The 23,448-nt window shown below is 72.4% G+C and carries 24 protein-coding genes; 13 read left to right on the top strand and 11 right to left on the bottom strand.

Translation table 11 applies throughout. The annotated features are described in order from the left end of the window. Window positions 1–10: 10 nt before the first annotated feature. The gene (locus CSC62_RS11525; protein ID WP_211368980.1) at window positions 11–748 is read right to left on the bottom strand and encodes a DUF3348 domain-containing protein; all 738 of its coding nucleotides are present in this window, start codon (window positions 746–748) and stop codon (window positions 11–13) included. Window positions 749–841: 93 nt separating this feature from the next. Between CSC62_RS11525 and CSC62_RS11520 the strand changes: the two genes are divergently transcribed. Beyond that, window positions 842–1,579, top strand: a complete 738-nt coding sequence (locus CSC62_RS11520; RefSeq protein ID WP_162406466.1) for an rRNA pseudouridine synthase — start codon at window positions 842–844, stop codon at window positions 1,577–1,579. Window positions 1,580–1,592: 13 nt separating this feature from the next. Here the strand turns inward: CSC62_RS11520 and CSC62_RS11515 are convergent, their stop codons facing one another. From CSC62_RS11515 to CSC62_RS11495, 5 genes are all read right to left on the bottom strand, one after another. Beyond that, on the bottom strand, window positions 1,593–2,450 hold the full coding sequence (locus tag CSC62_RS11515) for a PA4780 family RIO1-like protein kinase (RefSeq protein WP_162406464.1): 858 nt from the start codon (window positions 2,448–2,450) through the stop codon (window positions 1,593–1,595). Between the two features lie 174 nt (window positions 2,451–2,624). Continuing rightward, window positions 2,625–3,272: an anaerobic ribonucleoside-triphosphate reductase activating protein gene (locus tag CSC62_RS11510; protein WP_246194381.1), complete on the bottom strand. Its 648-nt coding sequence runs from the start codon at window positions 3,270–3,272 to the stop codon at window positions 2,625–2,627. Window positions 3,273–3,286: 14 nt separating this feature from the next. Then, on the bottom strand, window positions 3,287–3,484 hold the full coding sequence (nrdD, locus tag CSC62_RS11505) for an anaerobic ribonucleoside-triphosphate reductase (protein WP_162406460.1): 198 nt from the start codon (window positions 3,482–3,484) through the stop codon (window positions 3,287–3,289). 133 nt (window positions 3,485–3,617) lie between these two features. Further along, entirely contained in the window at window positions 3,618–5,375 is a 1,758-nt protein-coding gene (locus CSC62_RS11500; RefSeq protein ID WP_162406458.1) for a ribonucleoside triphosphate reductase, read from the bottom strand. Window positions 5,376–5,589: 214 nt separating this feature from the next. Continuing rightward, window positions 5,590–6,831, bottom strand: a complete 1,242-nt coding sequence (locus CSC62_RS11495; protein ID WP_162406456.1) for an alginate export family protein — start codon at window positions 6,829–6,831, stop codon at window positions 5,590–5,592. Between the two features lie 189 nt (window positions 6,832–7,020). Here CSC62_RS11495 and CSC62_RS11490 point away from each other — a divergent pair, with 189 nt between their 5' ends. The 6 genes from CSC62_RS11490 (at window position 7,021) to CSC62_RS11465 (ending at window position 12,446) form a co-directional block, all read left to right on the top strand. Continuing rightward, window positions 7,021–7,275 (top strand): DUF2249 domain-containing protein, encoded by a 255-nt coding sequence (locus CSC62_RS11490; protein WP_162406454.1) that lies wholly within the window; start codon window positions 7,021–7,023, stop codon window positions 7,273–7,275. After that, complete coding sequence (locus CSC62_RS11485; RefSeq protein WP_162406452.1) at window positions 7,272–8,531, top strand: hypothetical protein; 1,260 nt, start codon at window positions 7,272–7,274, stop codon at window positions 8,529–8,531. Before CSC62_RS11490 ends, CSC62_RS11485 begins: the two co-directional genes overlap by 4 nt. Further along, window positions 8,528–8,944: a putative zinc-binding protein gene (locus tag CSC62_RS11480; RefSeq protein WP_162406450.1), complete on the top strand. Its 417-nt coding sequence runs from the start codon at window positions 8,528–8,530 to the stop codon at window positions 8,942–8,944. Before CSC62_RS11485 ends, CSC62_RS11480 begins: the two co-directional genes overlap by 4 nt. A 109-nt stretch (window positions 8,945–9,053) precedes the next feature. Continuing rightward, complete coding sequence (gene ubiT, locus CSC62_RS11475) at window positions 9,054–9,938, top strand: ubiquinone anaerobic biosynthesis accessory factor UbiT (RefSeq protein ID WP_162406448.1); 885 nt, start codon at window positions 9,054–9,056, stop codon at window positions 9,936–9,938. After that, window positions 9,931–10,989, top strand: coding sequence for a quinolinate synthase NadA (gene nadA, locus CSC62_RS11470; protein ID WP_162406446.1), 1,059 nt, complete (start codon window positions 9,931–9,933; stop codon window positions 10,987–10,989). Before ubiT ends, nadA begins: the two co-directional genes overlap by 8 nt. Beyond that, window positions 10,986–12,446 carry an L-aspartate oxidase gene (locus CSC62_RS11465; protein WP_162406444.1) on the top strand — a complete coding sequence of 487 codons (1,461 nt, stop codon included), beginning with the start codon at window positions 10,986–10,988 and terminating at the stop codon, window positions 12,444–12,446. The genes nadA and CSC62_RS11465 overlap by 4 nt, the downstream gene beginning before the upstream one ends. A 184-nt stretch (window positions 12,447–12,630) precedes the next feature. Here the strand turns inward: CSC62_RS11465 and CSC62_RS11460 are convergent, their stop codons facing one another. From CSC62_RS11460 to CSC62_RS11450, 3 genes are read right to left on the bottom strand one after another with little or no spacing between them, the layout of a single operon-like run. Continuing rightward, window positions 12,631–13,539, bottom strand: coding sequence for a U32 family peptidase (locus CSC62_RS11460; RefSeq protein WP_246194377.1), 909 nt, complete (start codon window positions 13,537–13,539; stop codon window positions 12,631–12,633). 10 nt (window positions 13,540–13,549) lie between these two features. Continuing rightward, window positions 13,550–14,548 carry a ubiquinone anaerobic biosynthesis protein UbiU gene (gene ubiU, locus CSC62_RS11455; protein WP_162406442.1) on the bottom strand — a complete coding sequence of 333 codons (999 nt, stop codon included), beginning with the start codon at window positions 14,546–14,548 and terminating at the stop codon, window positions 13,550–13,552. A gap of 53 nt (window positions 14,549–14,601) precedes the next feature. After that, complete coding sequence (locus CSC62_RS11450) at window positions 14,602–16,086, bottom strand: UbiD family decarboxylase (RefSeq protein WP_162406440.1); 1,485 nt, start codon at window positions 16,084–16,086, stop codon at window positions 14,602–14,604. Between the two features lie 208 nt (window positions 16,087–16,294). On the opposite strand from CSC62_RS11450, the gene CSC62_RS11445 reads away from it, so the two are divergent. Continuing rightward, window positions 16,295–16,849: a DUF411 domain-containing protein gene (locus CSC62_RS11445; RefSeq protein ID WP_425502020.1), complete on the top strand. Its 555-nt coding sequence runs from the start codon at window positions 16,295–16,297 to the stop codon at window positions 16,847–16,849. A gap of 231 nt (window positions 16,850–17,080) precedes the next feature. Here CSC62_RS11445 and CSC62_RS17785 read toward each other — a convergent pair whose 3' ends face one another. Both CSC62_RS17785 and CSC62_RS11440 read right to left on the bottom strand, forming a co-directional pair. Further along, window positions 17,081–17,230 carry a hypothetical protein gene (locus CSC62_RS17785; protein ID WP_170298365.1) on the bottom strand — a complete coding sequence of 50 codons (150 nt, stop codon included), beginning with the start codon at window positions 17,228–17,230 and terminating at the stop codon, window positions 17,081–17,083. Window positions 17,231–17,432: 202 nt separating this feature from the next. Beyond that, window positions 17,433–19,502 carry a TonB-dependent copper receptor gene (locus tag CSC62_RS11440; RefSeq protein WP_162406438.1) on the bottom strand — a complete coding sequence of 690 codons (2,070 nt, stop codon included), beginning with the start codon at window positions 19,500–19,502 and terminating at the stop codon, window positions 17,433–17,435. Between the two features lie 232 nt (window positions 19,503–19,734). Here CSC62_RS11440 and nirK point away from each other — a divergent pair, with 232 nt between their 5' ends. From nirK to CSC62_RS11415, 5 genes are all read left to right on the top strand, one after another. Further along, window positions 19,735–20,808 (top strand): copper-containing nitrite reductase, encoded by a 1,074-nt coding sequence (gene nirK / locus CSC62_RS11435; protein ID WP_162406436.1) that lies wholly within the window; start codon window positions 19,735–19,737, stop codon window positions 20,806–20,808. Between the two features lie 25 nt (window positions 20,809–20,833). Beyond that, window positions 20,834–21,631 carry a formylglycine-generating enzyme family protein gene (locus tag CSC62_RS11430; protein ID WP_162406434.1) on the top strand — a complete coding sequence of 266 codons (798 nt, stop codon included), beginning with the start codon at window positions 20,834–20,836 and terminating at the stop codon, window positions 21,629–21,631. After that, a complete protein-coding gene (locus CSC62_RS11425) occupies window positions 21,628–22,233 on the top strand; it encodes an SCO family protein (RefSeq protein WP_162406432.1) in 606 nt (201 codons plus the stop codon). Before CSC62_RS11430 ends, CSC62_RS11425 begins: the two co-directional genes overlap by 4 nt. Window positions 22,234–22,284: 51 nt before the next feature. Further along, window positions 22,285–22,740, top strand: coding sequence for an azurin (azu, locus tag CSC62_RS11420; RefSeq protein WP_162406430.1), 456 nt, complete (start codon window positions 22,285–22,287; stop codon window positions 22,738–22,740). 128 nt (window positions 22,741–22,868) lie between these two features. Beyond that, a complete protein-coding gene (locus CSC62_RS11415) occupies window positions 22,869–23,108 on the top strand; it encodes a hypothetical protein (RefSeq protein ID WP_162406428.1) in 240 nt (79 codons plus the stop codon). Window positions 23,109–23,448 lie beyond the last annotated feature (340 nt).

The raw sequence follows: 23,448 nt of genomic DNA, 5'->3' as shown, positions 1-23,448 counted from the left end.
CTCGATCAGATCAGGAAGTGCGAAGCGCCGCGAGCAGGCCTTCGATGGGATGGAAGCGGACGTCGAGTTCGGCGAGCAGGACATCCTTGAGGTCACGGCGGAACAGCGCCAGCCAGGCGCCAGGCGCGGCGACGGAGGGCGCGACGGTCGCGGCGGCCTGGCTTTCGGCGGCCTCGGCCTGCGGCTGCGCGGCCGCCGCGCACAGGCGCCCGAAGTACGCCTCCAGCATCAGCGGCACGCCGGACAGCAGGCCGTGCTCGCGCGGGCTGAGGGCCTGCTCCATCACCGCGTCGACCTCGGCCAGCCGCGCCATCTGCGGCGATCCCGCCGTCAGGCGCTCGCGCAGCTGCCCGCGCAGGCGGCCGCTGGCGGTCTGCATCGCCCGCTGCATCGCCAGGCAGTACTGGCGGAACGGGGCATAGTCCGGTGCCGCCGCGGGGGTGGGCAGGTTCAGGCCGCGCTCGCCGGCGATGGCCTCAGCCAGCGAGGCGCGTACGCGGGCGCACTCGGCCGCGTCCGCCGCCACGTCGCCTGCCGCGTCGCCAGTCACGCCAGCCTTGGGCAGGCGACCGTCCAGGGCACGGGCCAGGACCACCGCGCGGTTCCAGTCGATCCACTGCCCTAGCCGTTCGCCCAGCCCGGGCCCGGACGGCGGGATATCCGCGTCCGCGAGGCGTGCCAGCAGCCGGGCGAACGCCGGTGCCTGCACGGGTGCGCGTTGTTGGACTTTCGCCACCGTAGCGCCCAAAAGGCGGCGATTTTACATGAAAGGCCCCGTCCGGCAGCCGCTCCCGCGCGCGCCGCCGCTACACTGCGCTCCCCTTTCCTCCCGGCAACACCCATGCCCGCCCCGGTCCGACTTGTCCAACGCGTGGCCGAACTGTTCGGCCTTTCGCGCCAGGAGGCCGAGCAGTTCATCCGCAACGGCTGGGTTTCGGTGGACGGCGAGGTGATGGAAAGGCCGCAGCACCGGGTGGACGCCGAGCGGATCGAACTCGACCCCGACGCCCGCCTGGAAAAGATCGAACCGGCCACGATCCTGCTGCACAAGCCACCGGGTTTCGATGCGATCGACGGTCCCCGTCCTGCCGCAGCACTGGTGACGCCGGCCATTCGCTGGAGCGACGATCCCAGCGGCACGCGCCTGCTGCAGAGGCATTTCCATCGACTCACCCCGCTGGTGCCTTTGGACACCGAGGCCAGCGGCCTGATGGTGCTGACCCAGGACGGCCGCGTCTGGCGCCGCCTGGTCGAGGACGCGGCCCTGATCGAGCACGAATACGTGGTCGAGGTCCGCGGCCGTATCGCGCCCGACGGCCTGGAGCGGCTGGGCCATGGCCTGGCGTTCGACGGCCGCATCCTGCCGCCGTGCAAGGTCAGCTGGCAGAACGAAACCCGGCTGCGCTTCGCGATCAAGGACGTGCGCGAGGGCCAGCTGCGCGGCATGTGCGCGCAGGTCGGGCTGGAAGTCGTGTCCATCCGCCGCCTGCGCATCGGCCGGATCGGCCTGGGCAAGGGCGCGGACGGGGCGATGCCGGCGGGCGCGTGGCGCTATCTGCCGGTGGGCGAGCGGTTCTGAAGGCGCCCGACGCCTAGTCGTCCTCTTCCGCCGCCTCGCGGCCCTGCTGCCGGATCAACGCCTCCTCGCGGGCGTCGTTGATCGCGTGGCGCACGCTGTCCAGGTCGACCGCGGATGCGTCCGGAGTGAACTCGCCGCTCAGTTCCGTGTCCGGCCGCAGCTCGCCGGCCTCGAACAGCGCCCACATCTCCTCGCCGTACCAGGTGTCCAGCAGCTCCGGCGCGCAACGGCCCAGCCAGGCGGTGAGGGTGTTGATGTCGCGCAGCAGCATCGTCCGCGCCGCGTTGTTGCCGCCGGCGCTGACCACCTGCGGGAAATCGATCACCACCGGCCCGTCCGGCCCGACCAGCACGTTGTACGGCGACAGGTCGCCATGGATCAGGCCGCAGCACAGCATCAGCACCACCTGCCGGACCAGCACCCGGTGGAACTCGCGCGCCTGCGCCGGGTCCAGCTCGACCTCGCCCAGGCGCGGCGCCGAGAACCCGCCGGCATCGGTGACCAGTTCCATCACCAGCACGCCGTGGAAATAGCCGTACGGCTCGGGCACCCGCACCCCGGCCTCGCGCAGCTGGTACAGCGCCTCGACCTCGGTGTTCTTCCAGGCCGTCTCCTGCTGCTTGCGCCCGTACTTGCTGGCCTTGCCGATCGCGCGGGCCTCGCGGCTGCCGCGCACCTTGCGGCCCTCCTGGTACTGCACCCTTTGCTGGAAGCTGCGCTGGGCCATGTCCTTGTAGACCTTCGCGCAGCGCACCTCCTCGCCGCTGCGCACGACGTACACCGCCGCTTCCTTGCCGCTCTTGAGCGGCCGCAGCACCTCGTCGATGACACCGTCGTCGATCAGCGCCTGCAGTCCTTGTGGTGTCTTCACTGGGTCTCTTGGGAGGGGTCATCGCGGCGGGATCCGCGACAGCGTGGCGGATCTTCGCATTCCCGGGCCGGGGCGGCCATCGGAGGGCCAGCGGCCCGAGGCCCAGCGCACGGAAGCGAACTCCGGACAAGGGCTGACCATCCCGACGGACGGGCCATCGCGTGGACCGTTCCCTCACGCCCGCCGCAGTTCGACTCCCGCGACGCCATCGGCAAGTGCACCCAGATCCGGCGCCGTCCACGGTCCGTGCCGCGCCGGGTCCAGCCGGCACTCCTGCACCACCCATCGGCGCACGCCGCGGCGGGCCAGTTCGCGGCCCAGGGCATGCAGTTCTTCCTCCGGGTACAGGTCCGGATGCCAGGTGGTACGGCACTCGTAGTCCACGCCGCTGGCCAGCAGCCACTTCAGCGAGTCCCACACCGCATCGGCGCCGAGGCGGCGGCCGGTGACCTCGGCGTAACGCGAGGGCAAGGCCTTGATGTCCAGGCCGACCCAGTCCAGGTACGGCAGCAGGCGCGCCAGGCGTAGCGGATACATGCCGCCGGTGTGCAGGGCGGTGGCGAAGCCGAGCTCGCGCACGGCACGTACCGCGGCCGGCAGCCCGGGCTGCAGCATCGGTTCGCCGCCGGAGAAGACCACGCCATCGAGCAGGCCGCGGCGGCGGCGCAGGAAGGCGATCGCCTGCTCCCAGGCGATCGCGTCCTCGCCGCGGGCGGGCAGCAGTTCCGGGTTGTGGCAGTAGCCGCAGCGCCAGGGGCAGCCTTGCAGGAACAGGACCGCCGCCAGCCTGCCCGGGAAGTCGATCGTGGTCAGCGGCAGCATGCCGCCGATCCGGATCATGCGGCGCGCGCGGTTCCGGCCGGGGCCGGCTCGGCGAAGACCGACTCGACGAAAAAGCGGCGCTCCGCGTGCTCGCCCTGCTTGCCGATGTTGAAGCTGGAGACCGGGCGGTGGTAGCCCATGACCCGGGTCCAGACTTCGCAGGGCTGGCGTTCTTCGTCGCGCAGGGTGGGGACGATGGTGGTGACGTTCATGGGTGCTCTCCTGTTGCGGGATGGGCGGCGGGGGTGGGACGGCATCGGCCGGTGTGCTGCCGGTGGACGGCGTGGCTTGAAGTCGCTGGGTCCCGGCATGCGCCGGGACGACGGGGTTGGGTGGATGGAGCGGCTAGGCCGCGCCGGCCAGTTCGCGGCGCTTCTGCGCCAGCTTCTCCTCGTCGCAGCGCGGGCAATAGGCGTGCTCGCCTTCCAGGTAGCCGTGCACGGGACAGATCGAGAAGGTCGGGGTGATGGTGATGTAGGGCAGGCGGAAGCGGGTCAGCGCGCGCCGGACCAGGTCGCGGCAGGCGGCGCCGCTGGAGACGCGCTCGCCCATGTACAGGTGCAGCACGGTGCCGCCGGTGTAGCGCGACTGCAGGGCCTCCTGCCGTTCCAGCGCCTCGAACGGGTCGTCGGTGAAGCCCACCGGCAGCTGCGAGGAGTTGGTGTAGTACGGCTGGTCGTCGCTCCCGGCCTGCAGGATCCGCGGCCAGCGCCGGCGGTCCTCCCTGGCGAAGCGGTAGGTGGTGCCCTCGGCCGGCGTGGCCTCGAGGTTGTAGAGGTGGCCGGTCTTCTCCTGGAACACGACCATCCTCTCGCGGATGTGGTCGAGCAGGCGCAGGGCGAAGGCGTGGCCCCACTCGCTGGTGATGTCGTGGGCGTCGTCGCTGAAGTTGCGGATCATCTCGTTGATCCCGTTCACCCCCAGCGTGGAGAAGTGGTTGCGCAGGCTGCCCAGGTAGCGCCTGGTGTAGGGATACAGGCCGCCGTCGATCAGCTCCTGCACCACCTGGCGCTTGATCTCCAGGCTCTGCCGGCCCAGCTCCAGCAGTTCGTCCAGGCGCGCGAACAGCGCGGCCTCGTCGCCGCGGTGCAGGTAACCCAGGCGCGCGCAGTTGATCGTGACCACGCCCAGGCTGCCGGTCTGCTCGGCGCTGCCGAACAGGCCGTTGCCGCGCTTGAGCAGCTCGCGCAGGTCCAGCTGCAGGCGGCAGCACATCGAGCGGATCATCCCCGGGTCCAGCTCGGAGTTGATGAAGTTCTGGAAGTACGGCAGGCCGTACCGGGCGGTCATCTCGAACAGGCGCTGGGCGTTCTCCGACTCCCAGGGGAAGTCGGCGGTGATGTTGTAGGTCGGGATCGGGAAGGTGAACACCCGGCCCTTGGCGTCGCCCGCGCTCATCACCTCGATGTAGGCGCGGTTGATCATGTCCATCTCCGCCTGCAGTTCGCCGTAGGCGAACGGCATCTCCTCGCCGGCGATGAACGGGGTCTGTTCGCGCAGGTCGGCCGGGCAGACCCAGTCGAAGGTGAGGTTGGTGAACGGCGTCTGGGTGCCCCAGCGCGAGGGCACGTTGAGGTTGTAGATCAGCTCCTGGATGCACTGGCGCACCTGCTCGTAGGACAGCGCGTCCTTGCGCACGAACGGGGCCATGTAGGTGTCGAACGAGGAGAAGGCCTGGGCACCGGCCCATTCGTTCTGCAGGGTGCCGAGGAAGTTGACGATCTGGCCCACCGCCGAGGACAGGTGCTTCGGCGGTCCGGCCTCGACCCGGTTGGGCACGCCGTTGAGCCCTTCGTACAGCAGGGTGCGCAGCGACCAGCCGGCGCAGTAGCCGGAGAGCATGTCCAGGTCGTGGATGTGCAGGTCGCCCTCGCGGTGGGCGCGGCCGATGGCGGCCGGGTAGATCCGGTCCAGCCAGTAGTTGGCGGTGACCTTGCCGGCCACGTTGAGGATCAGCCCGCCCAGCGAGTAGCCCTGGTTGGCGTTGGCGTTGACCCGCCAGTCGGCCCGGTTGAGGTACTCCTCGACCGTGGCCACTGGGTCCACCCGGGTCGCCTGGGGCCGCAGCCGGGGCGCGCCCTGGCCGTCCGCGTGCCTGTCCATGAGGGAACCTCCTCCACAAGATGTGGGGTGATTCTGTTGATCAGGCACCACATGTTGTTTGACGTGGATCAAGCGGCCGGCGGATTCCCGCGGCCGGCACGGGAAGCGTGACCGCGGTCCGGAAGCCGGAGGACGGGCACGCGGCGACGCCGGCTAGGGAAACAGCCGGCCAACCCCGAAGCGCCGCGGCGCAACATCCCGGCCTGCCTCCGACTCAGTACGCGTACTGCAACTGCAGCCAGACCTTGTCCACGTCCGCCGTGCGCGCGTCATCGTCGCTGCGGTAATGCGCCAGCTTCGCCAGCCCGCTCAGCCCCTTCACCCCCGGGATGGCATGCGCCCAGGACAGGTCGATCTCCTTGCCGTAGCGGCCGCCGCCGCGCTCGGGCACGAAGTCGTGGTACCAGGCCTGCAGGCTGCCGCCGGCCAGCGGCGCGGTGATTCCCGCGTAGTGGTCGTCCACGCCCGCCGCCGGCGTGGTCAGGAACACGTCGGCCCAGCCCTGGAAGGCATGCTTGGTCGCCAGCGGCGTCTGGAACGCACGATTGCCCGTGCCCTCGCCGCCGCCGAGCGACTCGTAGCCGGCCTTGAGCACCGCGCCGCGCACGCTGTAGCCCAGCTCCGCCAGGCGGTAGCGGCTGTCCAGTCGCCATGGATTGCGGTCCAGCTCGCGCTGGCGCGCGTATTCGGCGGCGTAGCTCCACCCGCGCCGCCTGCCCTCCAGGCGCAGTCCGCTGGTGCGGCTGACCAGGGTGCCCAAAGGCGCGGTCGCGGTGACCGCCGCGTCCTCCAGGTCCAGGCGATGGTGATAGGCGCTGGCCGCCAGCGCCGGGACGAGCTGCAGGGTGGCCTGCAGCAGCTGGCTGCGGCCCTCGATGTCGGACGGATTGGCGCGGGTGGACGCGGCGCTGTCCTGCGGCCCGAACACGGTGTTGATGCCGTCCAGCCAGGCGTAGTCCAGGCTCAGCTTCTGCAGGGGCTGCCACTGCACCCGCACGCCGTCGAAGGTCTGCTCGTTCTGGCGCCAGGCGCTGCCACCGACGAAACGCTGGTTGCCCAGGTTGATCCGCTGGCGGCCGAAGCTGGCGCTGGCCTGGCCGTGGGCGTAGCGCACGAGCGCCTGGTTGAGCTCGGCGCCGGCCGGGTCCGCGACCACCGGGTACTGGCGCTGGCCGTTGCGGGTGTCGTTGTAATGGCCATCGCCCAGGTCCATCACCGCGTCGGCCTCGGCCAGGGCGGACCAGCCGTGCCAGCTGCCGCTGCGGAAGCCTGCGCGCAGGCGCAGGGTATCGGCGCCGGCGTCGCGCGCCAGGCCGTCCTGGTCGACCCGCTCGTGGCGGTAGCGCAGGTCGAGGTAGGCGCCTTCGCGCTCGGCGGCGGCGACCGCGAGCGTGGACAGCGCCAGCGGCAATGCGGCCAGCGCCGACCAGGCGCGACGGGTGGAACGGATCTTCATGCAGCACACCTCTGTTGTGGGGTGCGCGCACCGTAGGCCCTGCCGCTGCCGCGCCTCCATGACCGGGATCAAGCTGAACGCATGCGGGTGCCAGGTGGCCCATCGATGCCGGCCTGATGCAGGTCAAGGCACCGCCCGCGCGCGGGCGCGATGGTGGCCGCACGCCGCCATCGCCACGAAACCGCCGCCATGCCTCCGCTCCTCGACCTGCGCCACCTGCCGCCGCCCGAACCGATGCAGCGCATCCTCGACACGCTCGAGACGCTGGCGGCCGGCGAGCGCCTGGACGCGCTCACCCCGCAGCGACCCGAACCCCTGCTGCCGACCCTGGCGCGATGGGGCTACGCCTGGCGGATCGAAGGCCTGGCCGAAGGCGGCGCGCGGATCGCGATCTGCCGCCAGGAGGACGAGGCCGCGCTGCTGTCCGGATACGCGCCGGAATGAGTTCGCTGGCGCTGGGCCGGGCGCCGCCTTTCTGGCGTCCCCTGCGCTTCCTGCTGACCGCGCCGCTGTGGGGCGTGGTCGCCGGGCTGGTGCTGTTCGCCGATCCCGGCGCGCTGGCGCTGGGCCGCTGGGCGCCGCCGGCGGTGGCGCTGGTGCACCTGTTCACCCTGGGCGTGCTCGGCAACGCGATGCTCGGCAGCCTGGCCCAGTTCCTGCCGGTCGCCGCGGCCACGCCGGTGCCGGGCGCCGCGCTGGCGCCGTGGCTGCACGCCCTGCTCAACCTCGGCCTGCTGCTGTTCCTGTGCGGGCTGTACCACCTGCACGCGCTGCTGGCCCCGGCCGGCCTGCTGCTGGCCGCCGCCCTGCTCGGTGCGGTCCTGCCGGCGCTGCCGGCCCTGCTGCGCCGCGGTACCCAGCGCCTGCTGCGCGCCGGCCTCGGCATGGCGGCGCTTGCGCTGGCGGCGACCGTGGTCCTGGGCGTGCTGGCCGCGGCCGTGCTCGGCGGCTGGATCGCCCTGCCGCTGGATCGCCTGGCCGACGCCCACGGCAGCCTCGGCATGGGCGGCTGGATGTTGGGGCTGCTGGCGGCGGTGGGCGCCACCACCGTGCCGATGTTCCAGGGCACCGCGGCGGTGCCGCCGTGGGCGCTGCGCGCCTGGATCGCGGTCACCTTCGCGCTGCTGGCGGCTGCCGCCATCGCCCGCCTGTGCGGCGCGCCGCCGCTGCTGCCCGCGCTGGCAATGACCGTGCCGACCCTGGCGTTCGCCGCGGCGGTGCTGTGGCTGCAATGGCGTGCCCCGCATCGGCGCAACCCCACCCTGGTCCGGTTCTGGCGTGCCGGCTGCATCGTCCTGGCATTGGCGGCACTGGCCGCCTGTGCCGCGGCGGCCGGCGCCCCGGAGCCGGCCGGCGTGCTGGCCGGCGTGCTCGGCATCGGCATCGGCGTGCCCTTGCTGGTCAACGGCATGCTGCTGGAAGTGGTCGCCTTCATCACCTGGATCGCCCTGCGCGAACGCTGCCCGCGCGGCGTGCGGATCCTGGCGGTGGGCCGCCTGATCCCGGACGCGGACAAGCACGCCGCCCTGCTCGCCCACCTCGCCGCATCCGCCCTGCTGGTCGCGGCGACGATCTGGCCCGTCCTGGCGGCTGCGGCCGGCCTCGCCCTGGCCGCCGCCTACGCGGCCACCGCCTTGTGCCTGCTGCGCTGCCTGCGCCGCGCCCACGACTTCGCCCGCGACCATGGAGGCGCCCGATGAGCCGCAAACCCCCACTGGTGTACAGCTGCTCCGGCTGCTCGAGCGCGGCGCAGATGGCCAACGCGATGGCCCTGTGGCTGGACCGCGCCGGGGCCGCGGAGATGTCGTGCATCGCCGGGGTCGGCGGCGGGGTGACCGGACTGGTCCGCACCGCGCAGTCGGGGCGGCCGATCCTGGCCCTGGACGGCTGCGTCCTGCACTGTGTGAGCGCCTGCCTGGAGCAGGCCGGCGTGCGGCCGGACGCGCATCTGACCCTGTCCGACTATGGCGTGCGCAAGCGCAGGCACGCGGACTTCGACCTGGAGGAGGCACAGGCGGTGTATCACGGGCAGGTGCTGCCGGCGGCGCTGGGGTTGCAGGTGCAGGGAGGGAAAGAGGGGAATGAAGGGAGTGAGGGGGAGGACGATGCGTAAAGCCCACGGACGCCGCGCGCACGGATCCGGGCCGGCTTGATCTGGATCAGGAGGCGCCCGCGCCGCCGTCGCTAGGATCGCTGCGCTCGCCACTTCACTGCGGACCTGCATGCACACGCCACGAGGGTTGCCGCCGTCGATCGCTCCCGGCAGCGCACCGGCCCGCCGGCTCGCCGCCGGCACCCTGGCCGGCGCACGCCATGCGATCGATCACGTCGACGACGCGGTGGTGGCATTGGCCGGCCTGCGCCGACGCCTGGTCGGTGCGGTCCAGCGCAGCAAGCGCATGGCCGGTCTCCCGGTCCGCGACGGCGAGCGTGAGGCGGGGGTGCTGTCACGCGCGCGGCGGGTGGCTGCGCGCGTGGCAGTACCCGGCGACACCGCCGATGCGTTGATGCACGCCCTGATCTCCGACGCCTGCCCCCCGCAGGCCCAGGCCGGCACCGCCGGCGACCGCTTCCTGCCCGGCCTGCCCATGCCCCTCCCGCTTCCCGCACCGCCCGCGGCCGCCGCCGACCGCCTCCTGCGCCTGCTGCCGCCGCCGCGGCGCTGGCAACCCGTGCTGCGCCCCCTGCCGCGCGCCAGCCACGCCCCGCTGGCCGCACGCATCCTCGGCCGCGCCCTCGCCCGCCTCGACCCGGACACCCTGGAGATCGTCCGCGACCGCCGCCTCGGCATCGCCATGGACGACCTCGGCCTGGAATGGGTGTTCGCCTGGAGCAACGGCCGCCTGCAGGCCTGCCATGCGCCGGCCGAAGCCACCGTGCGCGGCAGCGCCACCGACCTGGCCCTGCTGGCCAGCCGCCTGGAGGACGCCGACACCCTGTTCTTCCAGCGCCGGCTGGTGCTCACCGGCGACATCGAGCTCGGCCTGACCGTGCGCAACCTGCTCGACCGCCTGCCCTGGGAAGACCTGCCGCTGGCCCAGCGCATCGTCCTGCAGCGCGGCAGCCGGCTGCTGCGCGCCGCGCGCGAGGCCCACCGCAATGGCTGAGGGCGGCGCGCGCGCGCCGGCGCCGCAGGCCGGCCCCGGCCTGAGCTGGCACCCGGAACTGGAGGCGCGCTACGCCGAACTCGGGGCCAGGCTCGAACCCCTGCTGCCCTGCCTGGAATGGCCTCTGCACCTGCCGTGGATCGACGCCATCGCCCGCCTCAAGCGCGAGCGCGGCGCGGTGATCATGGCCCACAGCTACCAGTCGCCGGAGATCTTCCACGGCGTGGCCGACGTCACCGGCGACTCGCTGGCCCTGGCCCAGGCCGCCGCCGACTGCGACGCCGAACTGATCGTGCTGGCCGGTGTCCACTTCATGGCCGAGAGCGCCAAGATCCTGGCTCCGGGCAAGACCGTGCTGATCCCCGACCCGGAGGCCGGCTGCTCGCTGGCGTCCTCGATCACCGCCGCCGACGTGCGCGGACTGCGCCGGCGCCATCCCGGCGCGCCGGTGGTCAGCTACGTCAACACCAGCGCCGAGGTGAAGGCCGAGTCCGACGCCTGCTGCACCTCGGCCAACGCCACCCAGGTGGTCGAGGCGATGGCCGCCGAGTACGGCTCGGACACGGTGATCTTCCTGCCCGACCGCTTCCTCGGCCACCACGTCGCCCAGCAGACCGGGATCGCGCTGGTGCTGTGGGACGGCCGCTGCGAAGTGCACGAGCAGTTCACCGCGCAGCAGGCGCGGCATGCGCGCGAGCGCTTCGACGCGCGCCTGGTCGCCCATCCCGAATGCCCTCCCGAGGTCCAGGACGAGGCCGACTTCGTCGGCTCGACCACCGCCATGGGCGCCTGGCTGGAACGCGAACGGCCGAAGCGGGTGGCGCTGATCACCGAGTGCTCGATGGCCGACAACCTGCGCGCGCGCTTCCCCGACGTGGAATTCATCAAGCCCTGCAACCTGTGCCCGCACATGCAGCGGATCACCCTGCCCAACATCCACGCCTGCCTGCAGGAACTGAAGCACGAGGTGCTGGTGCCGGCGGAGATCGCCGCGCGCGCCCGCACCGCGCTGGAGCGGATGCTGGCGGGGGGCCGCCGCGACCGCGCGTGAGCGCGCCGCGGCCCCCGCTGGTGGTAGTCGGCGGCGGCGTGGCCGGGCTGTCGGTGGCGCTGGCCGCGGCGCCGCGGCCGGTGCTGCTGCTGGCCCGCGGCCGCGACGGCGGCGACAGCGCCAGCGCCCTGGCCCAGGGCGGGATCGCCGCGGCGATCGGCCCGGGCGATTGTCCGACCGCGCACGTGCACGACACCCTGGAGGCCGGCGCCTGCCACAACGACAGCACCGCCGTGCAGTACCTGGCCGAGCAGGCGCCGGCGGCGATCGCCCGGCTGCAGGCGCTGGGCCTGGCCTTCGACCGGGACGACGATGGACGCCTGCGCCTGGGCCGCGAGGGCGGCCACCACGCCGACCGGATCGTGCATGCCGGCGGCGACGCCAGCGGCGCGGCCCTGGTCGCCGCCCTCTGGCGCGCGGCGCGCGCGGCCGGCCACATCGAACTGCGCGAAGGCCAGCAGGCCCTGGCCCTGCTGCTGCGCGGCGGCGCGGTCGCCGGGGTGTGCCTGAGCGACGCGCAGGGCGGCTCGGCACTGGTGGAAACCGCCGAGGTCGTGCTGGCCACCGGCGGCATCGGCGCCCTGTTCGCCGCCAGCACCAATCCGGCCGGCGCCGACGGCAACGGCCTGGCGCTGGGCCTGGCCGCCGGCGCGCAGGCGCGCGACCTGGAGTTCGTGCAGTTCCATCCCACCGCGCTGGCGGTCGGCGAAGGCCGCGGCGACGGCCAGCCGTTGCCGCTGGTCACCGAGGCCCTGCGCGGCGCCGGCGCGCGCCTGTACGACGACCAGGGCCGGCCGCTGATGGCCGGGCTGCATCCGCTGGCCGACCTGGCCCCGCGCGACCTGGTCGCGCGCACCGTGTGGCAGACCGTGCAGAACGGCGAAGGCGCCTGGCTGGACGCGACCGCACTCGGCGAGGCCTGGCCGTCGCGCTTCCCCACCGTGCACGCGGCCTGCCTGGCGCACGGCATCGACCCGGCCACCCAGCGCATCCCCGTCACCCCGGCCGCGCACTTCCACATGGGCGGCCTGGCCACCGACCGCGACGGCCGCACCGGCGTGCGCGGCCTGCATGCGGTCGGCGAGGTCGCCTGCAACCGCGTGCACGGCGCCAACCGCCTGGCCAGCAACTCGCTGCTGGAAGGCCTGGTGTTTGGCCACCGCCTGGGCCGGCAGTTCGCGGAAGCCGGCGTCCTGCCGATGCCCGCGCGCGGCACCCACGTCTGGACCGGCAGCGGCCCGGCCGCAGGCGCGGAGGCGATGGCGCGCCTACGCCTGCTGCTGTGGAACGCGCTGGGCCCGGTGCGCGACGGCACCGCGCTGGCGGCGACCCGGAGGATGCTGGAGGCCGACGCCGACGGCCACGGCTGGCAGGGCCGGCTCGCGGTCAGGATGCTGGCTGCCGCCCTGGAGCGCCGCGGCAGCCTGGGCGCGCATTACCGCAGCGACGGCCGGTAGCGCGCAGGCCGCGCGGTAGCGATCTTCTGCGGTGTTCCCCCTGTAGGAGCCGGTCTTGCCGGCGACTGTGGAGGCGGACGGATCACTGGCACCCGGCTTCACGCAGACGCTTCCACCATGGCGGTCGCCGGCAAGACCGGCTCCTACAGGAAATCGCGATTGGATTCAGCACGTGCCCCGACGTTCAGGCCGCCTTTCCCGGCTCCATGCCCGCCAGCGAGGCCTTGCCCGCCTGTCCGTGCCAGTAGCCGTTGCGCGCGCCCAGCGCCGGCGGCGGGGCGTCCGCCTCCAGCGTCTGCCGGAAGTGCGCGATCACCTCCTCCATGCCCTGTGCCTGCGGCGAGATCCGCAGCACCCCAATACCGCAGGCGGCCATCGCCTCGCGCTCCGGGGCCATGTCGATCACCTCCGTGCCCTGGACCTGAATGCCGTTGATGGTCAGGAACGGCTCGCCCTCGCGGGTGGCCAGCGGCAGCCCGTCGGGATAGTCGATGCAGCGGAAGCCGCACTGGTCCTTGGGCAGGTCCAGCGCGCGCGCGGTGAAGCAGCGCGCCGAGTACGACAAGGGCAGCCGGCCCCAGGCCAGCATCTCCAGTTCGGGCATGGCCAGGTCTTCGGCCTCCAGCGCGCCACGCAGCTCCTGCAGCAGCACCCGGCCCTGCTCGGCGCCCGGCACCCAGCGCCGCAGGCCGTCCTCCATCAGCATCGCCAGGGCGCGGTGGTTGTACACATTGAGGCTGGGCCCGCCGACGAAGGGCACCTTCCGCTCGCGGCACAACTGCACCGCCGACAGGTCGTTGGCCTCGACCATGAAGCGGCCGTTGCCGACCTGGTTGCGGACCACGCCCAGCTCGGACTCGGCCTCGATCAGGGCCAGGGTGGACAGCACCACTTCCTTGCCGGCCTCCGCCAGTTCCTCGGCCAGCGCCAGCCAGTCGCGGAAGCCCAGCTCGCGGCGCTTGCTGCACACGGTCTCGCCCAGGTAGACGATGTCGATTGGCCAGCCGGCGACGGCGCGGTAGAACGCCAGGGTGGCCGCGCGCGGCCAGAAGTACTGCAGGGGACCCAGGCTCAGCTTCATCGATGCGTTCATGACCCGCTCCTCAATGCCAGGCACGGTGGTAGGGACCGAGCGTGGTCTGCTGGCCTTCGGCATGCGCCGACAGCGCCTGCTGCCAGGCCGCTTCGGTGGTCCAGCGCTCCGGCGCCTGGCGGTAGCGGTCGATCGCCTGGCGCCAGGTGGACGCGACCGCGCGCACGTAGGCCACGCCGCGCTGGCGGCCCTCGATCTTCAATGCCGCCACGCCCGCCTGCGCCAGCCGCGGCAGCAGTTCCAGGGTGTTGAGGCTGGTCGGTTCCTCCAGCGCGTGGAAGACCTCGCCGCCCACGGCATAACGGCCCTTGCACACGGTCGGGTAGCCGGCCGGCTCGCCCTCGGCGAAGCGGTCGATCAGCATCCCGTTGACGCGCACGCTGCGGCTGCGGTCGGCGTGCTCGTCCCAGCGCACGAAGCTGGCCGGCGAGCACACGCCGTGGCGGTTGGGTGACATCCCGGTGACGTAGCTGGACAGCTGGCAGCGGCCCTCGACCATGATGCACAGGCTGCCGAAGGCGAACACCTCCAGCGGCACCGGCGCAGCCTCGCACAGGCGCTCGACCTGCTGCACCGACAGCACCCGCGGCAGCACCGCGCGGGCGATGCCGAAGCGCTCGTACGCGTACTTCAGCGCCGGCGCGGTGGTCGCCGAACCCTGCACCGACAGGTGCCGGGCCAGCTGCGGATGGGCGCGGCAGGCGTAGTCGAGCACGCCCGGCTCCGCGGCGATGATCGCGTCCACGCCCAGCTCGGCGGCCTGGTCCACCGCGGCCTGCCAGTACGGCAGGCGCACGCTGTCCGGATAGGTGTTCAGGGCCAGGTAGACCTGGCGGTCCAGGGCGTGGGCGTAGGCGATGCCCTGGCGCAGCTCGCGCAGGTCGAAGTTCAGGCCGGGGAAGGCGCGGGCGTTGGTCTGGTCGCGGAAGCCGGCGTAGACCGCGTCGGCCCCGGCGTCGATCGCCGCGCGCAGGGCCGGCAGGTTGCCGGCCGGACACACCAGTTGCATGGCCCTCTCCCTCGTCGAAAGGAGGGCCATGCTAGGCGCGCGCCTTCACGTGCTCATTGATCCAGGTCAGGTTCCGGCGATCGCAGCAGCGAGGACCACAACGCGTCCACCCTCTGCTCCACCCGCGGGTCCAGCGCGATCGGCCGGCCCCACTCGCGCGCCGACTCGGCCGGCCACTTGCGGGTCGCGTCCAGGCCGAGCTTGGAGCCCAGTCCCGACACCGGGGTGGCGAAGTCCAGGTAGTCGATCGGGGTGTTCTCCACCAGCATGCTGTCGCGCGCCGGGTCCACCCGGGTGGAGATCGCCCAGATCACCTGGCTCCAGTCGCGCACGTCCACGTCCTCGTCCGTGACGATCACGAACTTGGTGTAGGTGAACTGGCGCAGGTAGGACCAGATCCCCATCATGATCCGGCGCGCGTGGCCCGGGTACTGCTTGCGGATCGACACCACCGCGATCCGGTAGGAGCACGCCTCCGGCGGCAGGTGGAAGTCGACGATCTCCGGGAACACCTTGCGCAGGATCGGCACGAAGATGTCGTTGAGCGCCATCGACAGCACCGAGGGCTCGTCGTGCGGCGAGCGGCCCATGTAGCTGCCGTGGTAGATCGCGTCGCGGCGCATGCGCACCCGCTCCACGGTCAGCACCGGGAAGCTGCCCTGGGCGTTGTAGTAGCCGGTGTGGTCGCCGAACGGGCCTTCCAGCGCGGTGTCGCCGGGATGGATGAAGCCCTCCAGCAGGATCTCGGCGCCGGCCGGCGCGTCCAGCCCGGTCAGCTCGCTGCGCCAGACCCGGCTGCGCGCGCCGCGCAGCAGGCCGGCGAACTCGTATTCGGACAGCGTGTCCGGCACCGGCGCCACCGCCGCCAGCAGGGTGGCCGGGTCGGCGCCGATCGCCACCAGCACCGGGAACGGCTTGTCCGGCCAGGCGTGCTGCCAGGAGGCGTAGTCCTGGGCGCCGCCGCGGTGCGCCAGCCAGCGCATGATCACCCGGTTGCGGCCGATCAGCTGCTGGCGGTAGATCGCCACGTTCTGCCGCGCCTGGTGCACGCCGCGGGTGACGACCAGGCCGAAGGTGATCAGGCGGCCGGCGTCCTCGGGCCAGCAGCGCTGGATCGGCAGCGTGCCCAGGTCCACGCCCGGGCCCTCGATCACCTGCTCGCAGAACGCCGCCTCCTCGACCTGCTTCGGCGCGACGTGGGCCAGCTGCGCCAGTTCCGGCCAGCTTTCCAGCGCGTCGCGCAGAGAGGACGGCCAGCGCGGCTCCTTGAGCGCGGCCAGCAGTTCTCCGAGTTCGCGCAGGGACGCGATCGGACGGTCGCCGATGGCCAGCTCGATCCGCCGGCGGTGGCCGAACAGGTTGCCCAGCAGCGGATGGGCCGAGCCGGTGGGGTTGTGCATCAGCAGGGCCGGGCCGCCTTCGCGCAGGGCGCGCAGGCACAGGCTGGTGCTCTCCAGCTCCGGATCGACCGGCGCGTCGATCTCCAGCAGTTGCCGGTGGCGGGACAGGTGCTGCAGGAAGGCGCGCAGGTCGTGCATGGCGGAGGCCTCGCGGGCTGTGGCTGGCGGACGGGCTTCGAACGCTAGTGGCGTCGCGCGCGGGCGGCGATGACGCAGGTCAAGCGGCGGAGCCGGCCGGGTCCCGCGGCCCGCTTGATCCTGGTCAGCGCAGGCTGTGACCGGACCACGCACACTGCTCGCCGGCTTCGCATGCCGTTGCCGTCGCCGATACGCTCCGGAGTTCCCGATGATCCCGCACCGCCGTTTCCACGCCTTCCTGCCGCTGCTGCCCGCCTTGCTCCTGACCGGGTGCGGCATGCCGACCGCATCCGATCCCGCCGCTGCGGCTGCCGTATCGGCACCGGATCCGGCGGCATCCGACGCGGCCGTGGACACAGCCGCATCGCTGGCCACCGCCCTGCCGCTGGTGGAGGTGTACAAGTCGCCGGCCTGTGGCTGCTGCGGAAGCTGGGTCACGCACCTGCGGCAATCCGGCTTCCCGGTGGAGGTGCACGAGGTCGAGGACCTGGAACCGGTGCGCAAGCAGTTCGGCGTGCCCTACGGCAAGGGCTCATGCCACACCGCGCGGGTCGACGGCTACGTGGTCGAGGGCCACGTGCCGGCCGGTGACATCCGCCGCCTGCTGGCCGAGCGCCCGAACGCACGCGGCCTGGTCCTGCCCGGGATGCCGGCCGGTTCGCCGGGGATGGAGACGCCGGACGGCTTCGTCCAGCGCTACACCGTCGAGCTGGCCACGCACGACGGCGGCACCTCGCCCTGGGCCACGCACGGTCCCTTGTAGGAGCGGTCCTGCGACGGCGACGGCGCGGCGAACACCCCGCCCAGGCCAGAAGGCATGCAGCAGGTGCCCTGACCGGCCCACCGGCGGCACTCCCGCTGGCATGAAAGCGAAAAGCCCGGCTCAGGCCGGGCTTCTTCTTGGCGCGATGGCGGTGGCTGCCGGCAGGGGACGATCGCGGCCTGGCCGCGATCGATCGATGCGCGCGGTGGCGCGCCAGTCTAGGGGACGGGATCAGGCCCCGGTGCCGCCGGCGCCCTGTCCTGCCGGATCCTGCGGGGTGGGCTCGCGCGCGGACTTCTTCTTCGCCAGCTTCTCCTCCTTCTGCTTTTTCTTCGCGATCTCGCGCTGGCGCTTTTCGAAGGAGTAATTGGGTTTTGCCAAGGCTGTATTCCTCAGGGATGGAGCGAAACGGCGGCCGCGAAGGCCTGCGCGACGCGCAGGACAGGCGGGCGCCTGCGGCGGCCATGCTACACCCTGCGCCGGCCGTCCCTGGACGCTAGCGTTCAGGCTGGGAGGAAAAGCAGCTGCGGGACCCGGCATTCGCGTGGGTCCCGCCGGTGGTCGCCGGGCCGTGCGGCCAGGCCTAGTAGGCGAAGTTGAGCTTCACCCAGGCCGTGCGGCCCGGCTCGGCGATGCGCTCGGCCGCGGCCGGGTAGCCGAAGGAACTGTTGCCAGCCAGGTTCAGGTGTTCGCTGTACGCGCGGTCGAACAGGTTGTCGATCCCGGCGGTCAGCTGCAGCTTCTCGCTGAAGCGGTAGCCGCTGTTGAGCGAGAACACCGCGAAGCCGGCGCTCGGGCCCAGGTCGCGGCCCACGACATTACCCTGGCGGGTGCTGACCCGGTCCTGGGCATCGACGATCCGCAGCAAAGCGCCCCACGACCAGTCGCCATGTTCGCCGCCGGCCGACAGCCGCGCCTCCAGCGGCGGCATCTGCGGCAGCGGGCCCTGGGCGGTCTCGCCCCAGGCGTAGGCGAGCACGCCCGACAGCTTCAGCCCGTGGCCCGGCTTCCAGTCCACGCCCAGTTCGCCGCCGGCGATGTCGGCATCCACATTCCGGGCGCGGGTGCTGCTGCCCATCATCCCGCCGCCCATGTAGTCGAACAGGATGTAGTCGTCGATCCGGCCGGCGTAGACCGAGGCCCAGGCTTCAAGGTTGCCGGCGCGGTACTGCAGGCCCGCGTCCAGCTGGGTGGTGCGCTCGGGGCGCACGCCGGCGAAGGCGTTGGCCGCACCCTGCGGCCCGTAGGTGGGCGAGAACAGCTCCCAGTAGTCGGGCATGCGCTCGGCGTGGCCGATGCCGGCGTACCAGCCGAAGCGGCCGGCCATGTCGTGCTCGTAGCGGACGAAGCCGCCGGGCAGGGTCTCGCCGCGGCGCTGGCCGGCGGTGGGATTGGGCATCGGCATCATGCTGCCGGTGGTGGCGCGCAGGTCCTCGACCGTGGCCCGGTCCACGCGCAGGCCGGACATGAGGTGGTTGGCCTCGTCCAGGTGCCAGTGCGACTCGGCGAACGCGCCGAGCGTGCGGAAGCGCGCGTCCTCGCTCCAGGCCACGCCGCGGTAGGCGCCGCGGCCCATCGCGCTGCGCTTGCGGTGCTCGCTCTGCCTGCCGTCCACGCCGGCGGTGATCTCCCAGCGGTCCTTCTGCCAGGTGGCGGCCACCCGCCCGCCCTGGCTGGTGTCGCCGACATTGCTGGCCATCGCCATCGGCATGCTGCTGGCCGGGTCGGGGTCGCGCAGGCTGTAGTTGTCCATCACGTGGTCGACCTCGTTGCGGTAGACGTTCGCCGCCACCGCGTCGAGCACGCCGCCGATGTGCTTCTTCTCGAAGCGCAGGCCGAGGCTGTCGCGACGGAAGCGGGCGCCGTCCATGCCGCGCCCGGCGTAGCGCGCCCGGGCGTCGCCGGTGTCGGCGCTCAGTTCCAGCACGGTGTCCTCGTCGGGGGTCCAGCCGATGGCCGCGTCGGTGTTCCACTTCTTCCAGGCCGAGGGCACCTCGCGGCCTTCGCCGTCGGCGTAGTCGTCGGCCTCGGAGCGGTTGCCGGCCACCCGCACATAGCCGCGCGGGGTTCCGGCGCTGAGGTCGAGCACCTGGTCGTTGCGGTCGTTGCTGCCGGCCAGGACGCTGCCCTGGGCGCGCACGCCGGGGCGGTCGAAGTACGGGATCTCGCGCTCGAAGCGCACCGTGCCGGCCGAGGCGCCGCCGCCCCACAGCACCGTCTGCGGGCCCTTGATGACCGTGAGCCGGTCGTAGGTCTCCGGGGCGATGTAGGACATGGCGTTGTCCATGCGCGAGGGGCAGGCGCCGCTGAGCGCGCCGTCGTTGGTCAGCAGCGCGATGCGCGAGCCGAACATGCCGCGCAGCACCGGGTCGCCGTTGGTGCCGCCGCTGCGCAGGGTGGAGAACCCGGGGATGGTCTTGAGGTAGTCGGCGCCGTCGCTGGCCGGCACCGGCTGCCGCGGCAGCTTGGGATCGGTGACGAAGGTGGAGGCGGCGATCGGGGCGACGCCGAGCACGACCACCCCGTCCAGCTGGGTGACCGCCGCCACTTCGGGCGCGGGGTGCAGGTGGTTGGGCGTGGCCCAGGCGGGTGCGGCCACGGCCGCGCCGAGTACGGCGGCGGCCAGGGCGCGGGACAGCGGATGGACGGTCATGGCGCGTTCTCTTCTGTTCTCTCGTTTCGACGCGTCCATTCTCGGGACCTGCCGCGGACCGATGCCTTGATCCGGGTCAAACGTTTGCGGCCGGCCGCGCCGCGCTTGACGTGGGTCAAGCCGCCGCATCGAGAGCCGCCGCCGGCAGGCCCGGATTGATGCAAATCAAGGAGCGCCCGCGGGGCCGGTCGCAACCTTGGCCCCGCAGACCAACGAACCCAGAGAGAACGTCATGAAGACCCGTCGCAACCCCCTCATCGCCTGCGCCCTTGCCGGCGCCATCGCCGGCGCGCTGTTCGCCGGCCAGGCCCTCGCCGCCAAGCCCGCCGCCGCGGCCCCGCTGGAGACGATCCAGGCGGTGCTGACCGCGCCGCCGCACGTGCCGGCCCCGATCACGCGCAAGACCCCGGCCCACGTGGTCGTCGACCTGGAGATGGTCGAGAAGGACATGCGCATGGCCGACGGCGTGACCTACAACTTCTGGACCTTCGGCGGCACCGTGCCGGGCAGCTTCATCCGCGTGCGCGAAGGCGACACGGTGGAGTTCAAGCTGAAGAACCACCACAGCTCGCACATGTCGCACAACATCGACCTGCACGCCGTCACCGGCCAGGGCGGCGGCGCCGAGGCCACCTTCACCCTGCCGGGCAAGGAGACCCAGTTCACCTTCAAGGCGCTCAACCCGGGCCTGTACATCTACCACTGCGCGATGGCCCCGGTGGGCATGCACATCGCCAACGGCATGTACGGCCTGATCCTGGTCGAGCCGGAGGAAGGCCTGGAGCCGGTGGACAAGGAGTTCTACGTGGTCCAGGGCGACTTCTACACCGAGGGCGCGCACGGCGAGCCGGGCCTGCAGCCGTTCAGCCTGGAGAAGGCGATCGAGGAGCACCCGACCTACGTGGTGTTCAACGGCTCGGTCGACGCCCTGCAGGGCGACAAGGCCCTGACCGCCAAGGCCGGCGAGAAGATCCGCATCTTCGTCGGCAACGGCGGCCCGAACCTGGTGTCGAGCTTCCACGTGATCGGCGAGATCTTCGACAAGGTCTACTTCGAGGGCGGCACCCGCTTCCAGGAGAACGTGCAGACCACGCTGATCCCGGCCGGCGGCTCGGCCGTGGTCGAGTTCAAGGCCGACGTGCCCGGCAACTTCGTGCTGGTGGACCACAGCATCTTCCGCACCTTCCACAAGGGCTCGCTGGGCATCCTCAAGGTCGAAGGCGAGAAGGACCCGGCCATCTACACCGGCCAGCAACACGACATCGAGTATCCGGAAGGCACGCCGCAAGGCAGCCAGTACAAGTAAGCGACACCCGCAAGGCAGCACGACCATGAAACGCACCCTGTCCCTGATGACGCTGTTCCTGGCCCTGGCACCGGCGCTCGCCGGCGCCAGCGGCGCGGACGGCGGCGATCGCGGCGGGGAGGCCGCCTGGCAGGCGGTCCCCGGCGGGCCGTTCCGCTCGGCGGTGCGTTTCGAGGAGGCCGCCGGCACCGTGCCGGTGGCCTCTTACGCGTTGATGGCGCGGCCGGTGAGCAACGCCGAGTTCGCCGCGTTCGTCGCCCGCCAGCCGCAGTGGCGGCGCGACCGGGTGCCGGCGGTGTTCGCCAGCCCCGGCTACCTCGGCCACTGGGCCCGGGCCGACGCGCCCGGCGAGGGCGTGGACCCGGACGCGCCGGTGGTGCACGTGAACTGGTTCGCCGCCGACGCCTACTGCCGCGAGCAGCAGGCGCGCCTGCCGACCTTCCTGGAATGGGAATACGCCGCGGCCGCCGACGCCACCCGCCACGACGCCCGCCAGGACCGCGCCTGGCGCATGCGCCAGGTCAGCGACGGCACCCCGCACGCGCTGGACGCCGCGCCGCAGTCGCCGGCCAACGCCTACGGCATCCACGGCCTGCACGGCGCCCACTGGGAGTGGAGCGAGGACTTCGCCTCGCTGCTCGGCGAAGGCGACCGCCGCGGCCAGGAGGACGGCGAACGCCTGCGCTACTGCGGCGCCACCGCCCTGGCCTTCAACGACCCCGGCGACTACGGCGTGGTCAAGCGTTTCGTCCTGCTGTCGGCTTTGCAGCCCGGGGCCACCCTGGGCAACCTCGGTTTCCGCTGCGCAAGGAGCCAGCCATGAAATCCGCCATCCTTCCCCTGCTGTTCGGCATCGGCCTGGCCCTGGGCCAGGTCCCGGCCGCGATCGCGGCCGACGCGCCCGCCGCCGCCGCGACGGCGCTGCCGGGCGCTTCGCTGTACCACCTCCAGGCCGGCCTCACCGACCAGCACGGCCAGTCCCTGCAATGGGCCTCCTTGCGCGGCAAGCCGCAGCTGGTGTCGATGTTCTACGCCAACTGCCACCTGATGTGCCCGCTGATCCTGGAGAACGCCAAGGCCCTGCAGAAGCAGCTGCCGGCCGCCCAGCGCGCGCGCCTGGGCGTGGCCATGATCACCCTCGACCCGGCCCGCGACTCGCCGCAGGCCTTGGCCGAGGTCGCCCGCAACCACCGCACCCCGGACGACTGGCGCTACCTGCGCCCGGGCGCCGACGACGTGCGCGCCCTGGCCAGCGTGCTGGACGTGCGCTACCGCTTCCGCGAGGACGGCAGCATCAACCACACCAGCGTGCTGGTCCTGCTCGACGCCGAAGGCCGCGTCCTCGGCCGCTCGGAGGTGGTCAACGCCCTTCCCGACCCGGCCTTCTTGGAACAGGTCCGCGCCGCGCTGGCCGCGACCGACTGACCGCCCCACCCATCCGAACCCACCCAACGCACCACAGACAGGAGTATCCCCATGAAACTCACCCGCACCCTCGTCGCCATCGCCCTGCTCGGCGCCGCCGGCATGGCCCAGGCCGCCGGCAACTGCACCGTCTCGCTCAAGGGCGACGACGCGATGAAGTTCGACCTGAAGGAAGCCACGGTCTCGGCCAGCTGCGCCACCATCACCGTCGAACTGACCCACACCGGCAAGCTGCCGGCCACCGCCATGGGCCACAACGTGGTCGTCTCCAAGACCCCGGACATGGCCGGCGTGGCCCGCGATGCGATCAAGGCCGGCGCCGCCAATGCCTACGTCCCGGCGGGCGACGCGCGCGTGATCGCCCACACCGACCTGGTCGGCGGCGGCCAGAAGACCAAGGTCACCTTCCCCGGCAACAAGCTCACCGCCGGCGGCGACTACAGCTTCTACTGCAGCTTCCCCGGCCACTCGACCTTGATGAAGGGCAAGCTGGTCGTCGTCAAGTAAGCGCCTCCCCGTCCCGCGCACTGGCGGGACACCCGTATCGCCGCCGCAACGGCGGTACGGACCCTCTTCTTGCCGCCGCCGCAGCGCGTCGCTGCGGTGGCGGGCTTTTTTCCCCAAGGGAGAGCCCCATGGAACTCGACATCCGCATTCCCCAGACTCCGGTCGACGTCGCCGGCATCGAGCGCCTTCTGCTGGACGCCGACCCGGCCTGCCTGGTCGACCTGGACCCGGCCACCGGCCGCCTGCGCGTGTCCACCTGCGCCAGCCACGACGAAGTGGCCCTGGTCCTGTCGGCGGCCGGCCATCCGGTCGCGGCCGGCGACATCGCGATCGTGCCCTCGGTCTGCTGCGGCGGCTGCAGCGGCTGAGTCCTTCGCCCGATCCGGGCCGGCTGCTTCCTAGTGCGCCCGCGGGGCGCGTGCTCGCGGCGATCGTCGCCTTCGGCCGTAGGCGGCGCGGCGACGTCGATTCCGTGCGGAACGATGCCCCACAGGCCGTCGCTGCGGCGCACCGGCGCCGGTACCACCGAGCGCCAGCTGAGCGGGATCAGCTCCGGGTCGAACGAGGCCCGCCAGATACCGTCGGCGACCGCGTCCATGCGCCCGTCGAACCAGCGCACGCCCTCGCGCCCCAGGCTGGCGCCCTGGCCGACCCGGCGCGGATAGTCCGGAACGACCTCCAGCAGCAGGCGCACCGCCTGGCGCAGGT

This window comes from Pseudoxanthomonas jiangsuensis (assembly GCF_010093185.1).
GTDB classification, from domain to species: Bacteria; Pseudomonadota; Gammaproteobacteria; order Xanthomonadales; family Xanthomonadaceae; genus Pseudoxanthomonas; species Pseudoxanthomonas jiangsuensis.
The sequence above is the reverse complement of the archived record's forward strand: the minus strand, read 5'-3'. Positions and strand labels throughout refer to the sequence as shown.

Bases quoted from the DNA above. Each gene is read 5' to 3' on its own strand.
- CSC62_RS11445 (WP_425502020.1), top strand. From the start codon at position 16,295: ATGATCCCGCACCGCCGTTTCCACGCCTTCCTGCCGCTGCTGCCCGCC.
- CSC62_RS11440 (WP_162406438.1), bottom strand. From the start codon at position 19,502: ATGACCGTCCATCCGCTGTCCCGCGCCCTGGCCGCCGCCGTACTCGGC.
- CSC62_RS11480 (WP_162406450.1), top strand. From the start codon at position 8,528: ATGAGCCGCAAACCCCCACTGGTGTACAGCTGCTCCGGCTGCTCGAGC.
- CSC62_RS11520 (WP_162406466.1), top strand. From the start codon at position 842: ATGCCCGCCCCGGTCCGACTTGTCCAACGCGTGGCCGAACTGTTCGGC.
- CSC62_RS11430 (WP_162406434.1), top strand. From the start codon at position 20,834: ATGAAACGCACCCTGTCCCTGATGACGCTGTTCCTGGCCCTGGCACCG.
- CSC62_RS11425 (WP_162406432.1), top strand. From the start codon at position 21,628: ATGAAATCCGCCATCCTTCCCCTGCTGTTCGGCATCGGCCTGGCCCTG.
- CSC62_RS11490 (WP_162406454.1), top strand. From the start codon at position 7,021: ATGCCTCCGCTCCTCGACCTGCGCCACCTGCCGCCGCCCGAACCGATG.
- CSC62_RS11460 (WP_246194377.1), bottom strand. From the start codon at position 13,539: ATGAACGCATCGATGAAGCTGAGCCTGGGTCCCCTGCAGTACTTCTGG.
- ubiT (WP_162406448.1), top strand. From the start codon at position 9,054: ATGCACACGCCACGAGGGTTGCCGCCGTCGATCGCTCCCGGCAGCGCA.
- nadA (WP_162406446.1), top strand. From the start codon at position 9,931: ATGGCTGAGGGCGGCGCGCGCGCGCCGGCGCCGCAGGCCGGCCCCGGC.
- CSC62_RS11510 (WP_246194381.1), bottom strand. From the start codon at position 3,272: ATGCTGCCGCTGACCACGATCGACTTCCCGGGCAGGCTGGCGGCGGTC.
- azu (WP_162406430.1), top strand. From the start codon at position 22,285: ATGAAACTCACCCGCACCCTCGTCGCCATCGCCCTGCTCGGCGCCGCC.
- CSC62_RS11495 (WP_162406456.1), bottom strand. From the start codon at position 6,831: ATGAAGATCCGTTCCACCCGTCGCGCCTGGTCGGCGCTGGCCGCATTG.
- ubiU (WP_162406442.1), bottom strand. From the start codon at position 14,548: ATGCAACTGGTGTGTCCGGCCGGCAACCTGCCGGCCCTGCGCGCGGCG.
- nirK (WP_162406436.1), top strand. From the start codon at position 19,735: ATGAAGACCCGTCGCAACCCCCTCATCGCCTGCGCCCTTGCCGGCGCC.
- nrdD (WP_162406460.1), bottom strand. From the start codon at position 3,484: ATGAACGTCACCACCATCGTCCCCACCCTGCGCGACGAAGAACGCCAG.
- CSC62_RS11485 (WP_162406452.1), top strand. From the start codon at position 7,272: ATGAGTTCGCTGGCGCTGGGCCGGGCGCCGCCTTTCTGGCGTCCCCTG.
- CSC62_RS11450 (WP_162406440.1), bottom strand. From the start codon at position 16,086: ATGCACGACCTGCGCGCCTTCCTGCAGCACCTGTCCCGCCACCGGCAA.
- CSC62_RS11415 (WP_162406428.1), top strand. From the start codon at position 22,869: ATGGAACTCGACATCCGCATTCCCCAGACTCCGGTCGACGTCGCCGGC.
- CSC62_RS11500 (WP_162406458.1), bottom strand. From the start codon at position 5,375: ATGGACAGGCACGCGGACGGCCAGGGCGCGCCCCGGCTGCGGCCCCAG.